This window comes from Mitsuaria sp. TWR114, assembly GCF_007997345.1.
Map to the genome: position 1 here is coordinate 1 of NZ_VOSR01000621.1, position 3,706 is coordinate 3,706.

General features: G+C 71.0%; 3 protein-coding genes. All 3 read right to left on the reverse strand.

Annotated elements, in window-relative coordinates; all coding sequences use genetic code 11:
* Positions 1-963: GspE/PulE family protein (locus FUT87_RS20875; RefSeq protein WP_147242259.1), on the reverse strand; the 963-nt coding region annotated here is incomplete at its 3' end.
* Between the two features lie 13 nt (positions 964-976).
* Positions 977-3,259, reverse strand: coding sequence for a type II secretion system secretin GspD (gene gspD, locus FUT87_RS20880; RefSeq protein ID WP_255511952.1), 2,283 nt, complete (start codon positions 3,257-3,259; stop codon positions 977-979).
* A 2-nt stretch (positions 3,260-3,261) separates the two neighbouring features.
* Positions 3,262-3,706 (reverse strand): type II secretion system protein N (gene gspN / locus FUT87_RS20885; protein ID WP_186830668.1); only part of this gene is annotated, 445 nt, incomplete at its 5' end.

Consider the following 3,706-nt stretch of genomic DNA (forward strand, 5'->3'; position numbering starts at 1 on the left):
GATCTCGCCGATCATGATCACGTCCGGGTCCTGGCGCAGGATGGCCCGCAGCGCCTTGGCGAAGGTCAGGTCGATGCGCGCGTTGACCTGCGTCTGGCCGATGCCGGGCAACTCGTATTCGATCGGGTCCTCGACGGTCAGCACGTTGGTCGTCGAGGTGTCCACCGTCTGCAGCGCCGCGTACAGCGTCGTCGTCTTGCCCGAGCCCGTCGGGCCGGTGACGAGCACGATGCCGTGCGGCTGCTGCGCCAGGCGCTGGAAGCGCTCCAGCCGCTCGCCGTCCATGCCCAGCGCCGCCAGCGTGAAGCGCGACTCCGACTTGTCCAGCAGGCGCAGCACCGCGCGCTCGCCGTGCGCCGACGGCAGCGTGCTCACCCGCACGTCGATCGCGCGGCCGCCGATGCGCAGCGAGATGCGGCCGTCCTGCGGCAGGCGCTTCTCGGCGATGTCGAGCTCCGCCATGATCTTCAGCCGCGAGATCAGCGCCGCATGCAGCGCGCGGTTCGGGCGCACCACCTCGCGCAGCGTGCCGTCGACGCGGAAGCGCACCGAGCTCTCGCGCTCGTAGGGCTCGATGTGGATGTCGCTGGCGCCGTTGTTGGCGGCCTGCGTCAGCAGCGCATTGAGCATGCGGATGATGGGCGCGTCGTCGGCGGTCTCGAGCAGGTCCTCGACCGCCGGCAGGTCCTGCATCAGGCGCGACAGGTCGACGGCGCTCTCGACCTCGCCCACCACCAGCGCGGCGCTGTCCTCGCCGCCCGCGTAGGCCGCCTGGACGCGCTGCGACAGCTCGGCCACGCTCAGGCATTCGATGCGCGAGGGCGCGTACACGCGCTGCAGTTCCGACAGCACCGGCAGCGACAGCGCCGGCGTGGCCCACAGGGTGCGCTGCTGGCCGTCGTCCTCGAGCAGCACCTGCTGCGACTTCGCGACGGCGTAGGGAAGGGGATGGCGGCTGGCCATGGCGGCTCCCGGCTCAGCGGCCCTGCGGCGCGCTGGCCGGCGCGGCCGGGCCCGGCACCGGCGACGAGGCCGGATAGACCGGCAGCGGCAGCTGGGCCGGCGGCGTCGATCCCGGCGCCGAGGCCGGCTTCTCCGGCAGGATCGGCGCGCCGGTGTCGGGCAGCACCATGGACGCCTTGGGCTGCGACTCCTGCTGGTAGGCGCGGATCGCGTCGTAGCGGTCCATCGTCAGCGCCAGCGCGCTCTCCGGCGTGCGCAGCAGCACCGGCCGCAGGAAGATCATCTGGTTGGACTTGGTCCGCTTGCGGGTCTGGTTCTTGAACAGGTTGCCCAGCAGCGGGATGTCGCCCAGGCCCGGCACCTTGTCCTCGCCGTCGACGTACTCGTCCTTGAGCAGGCCGCCCAGCACCAGCACCTGGCCGTCCTCCAGCGTCACCGAGGTCTCCACCGCGCTCTTGTCGAAGGTCGGGCCCTGGGTGGCCGAGTTGGCCGAGGCGACGACGCTGGAATTCTCCTGGTAGACCTTCATGCGCACCGTGCCGTTCTCGCCGACGGTCGCGCGCACCTTCAGCCGCAGGCCGACGTCGCGGCGCTCGAAGGTCTGGAAGGGACTGGTGGTGGTGCCCGAGGTGGTCGTCGAGTTGCCGGTCAGCACCGGCACGTTGCTACCGATCAGCAGGTCGGCTTCCTCGTTGTCCTGGACGATCATCGACGGCGTCGACAGCACGTTGGTGCCGCTGACCGACCCCAGCACGTTGGCGATGGCGCCCAGCGTGTAGAGGCTGCCGACCTTCTTGATGATGCCCACGTTCAGGCCGGTCGGGATCTGGCCGCTCTGGATCGCGGTGCTGACGCCCGAGGTGCCGCCGGCGGTGGCCGCGGTCAGGTTGAGGATGTTGGCGTAGCCGGCGCCGAAGTTGGTGCCGATCGCGCCTTCGCCGAAGAGCTGCTGGAACTGCACGCCGAACTGGCCGGCCTTGGAGGCGTCGACCTTGACGATCAGCGCCTCGACGTAGATCTGCGCGCGGCGCGTGTCGAGCTGCTCGACGACGGCGCGGATCTGGCGGTACATCGGCTCGGGCGCCGTGATGATCAGCGAGTTGGTCGCCGGGTCCGCCTGCACGAAGCCGCCGGTGTTGACCTGCGCCGTCTGGCTGACCTGCGTCGACGCGCTGCCGCTGCCCGAGGAGCCGCTGCTGCCGGAGCTCGTCGAGCTGCCGCCGAAGGACGAGCTGTTGCCCGCGAAGCCGCCGCTGGTGCCGGCGCTGCCGGTCTGCGCACCGGCGAAGCTGCCGGTGCCACTGCCCGAGTTGCTGTTCGATCCGCCGCCCGCGCCCGGGCCGGCATTGTTCGTGTAGGCCGCGCGCAGCACCGTGGCCAGGCGCACCGCGTCGGCGTTCTTCAGGTAGATCACCCGGATGCTGCCGCCGGTGTCGGTGCTGGGCTGGTCGAGCTTGGCGATCATCGCGCGCAGCTGCATCAGCTTGGCCGGGTTGGACGCGCGCACGATCAGCGCGTTGCTGCGCGGATCGGCCATGACGCTGCTGCTGCCGCCGCCGGCCGCGCCCTGCGGCGTCACCACGCCCTGCGCGCCGCCGACGCCGTCGGAGAGCCGCTGCACCAGCTGCACGATGTCCGAGGCCACCGCGTTGCGCAGCGGGATCACCTCGATGTCGGTGTTGGAGGGCTGGTCCAGCGCCGCGACGATGCGGCTGATGCGCTGCAGGTTCTCGGCGTAATCGGTGATCACCAGGCTGTTGTTGCCCGGGTTGGCGTTGATCGTGTTGTTGGGCGTGATCAGCGGACGCAGCACCGCCACGAGGTTGTTGGCGTTCTCGTGGTTGAGCTTGAAGATCTGCGTCATGACCTGGTCGCCGCGGGCGCGCGACTCGCCGGCGATGGTCACCGCGCCGGTCTGCAGCTTGGCCTCGGCCTCGGGCACGAGCTTGAGCAGCCCGCCGGACTCGACCATCGAGAAGCCCATGCCGCGCAGCGCCGCCAGGTAGCTCAGGTAGGCCTCCTGCACCGGCACCGGCTGCTCGGCGGTCAGCGTCATCGTGCCCTTGACCCGGGGATCGACCAGGATCGGCTTGCCCAGCGCGGCGGACATCGCGCGCGAGACGGCCTCGATGTCGGTGTTGACGAAGTTCAGCGTGACCGGCGTGCTCGCGCGCACGGCCGGCTGTCGGCGGTTCTGCTGCTGATTCGACTGTGCGCCGGCCTGCAGGGGCAGGCTGCCCGCGATCAGGCTGATCGCCATGCCCAGCGCCGTCGGTCGCATCATGTGCTTGTTCATGCTCATCCCACCGAGATGATCGAGCGCGCGCCCTCGCGGCGCCCGATGATGTTCAACAAATTGGCCAAGGCGGCCTCGCTGCCCGGGGCGGCCGTCGCCTCGCCCCGGAACTGCGCCCGCTTCGCGCCCAGGCTGCCCTGGCCGCTCAGTTGCAGCGGGCCCTGGATCGTCGTGAGGATCAGCTGCGGCGTCTGCCCGCCGCCCACCAGCCCCATCCGGTAGCTGCCCAGCGGCGCCACCTGCGCCAGACGCGAGGAGAAGTCGCGCAGCTCGACCTGGGCCACGCCGCTCACGTTGACCGCGGCCCCGCGCCCCTCGAAGACGAAGCCCTGCGCGCTGATGGCGATGACGCCGTCCGGCGCCAGCGTGTTCCAGGGCGTGCCCAGGCCCGACAGCCAGCCGGCCGGCCAGCGGATCCACGGCTGCTCCGGCGTCGCGTCGGGCAGC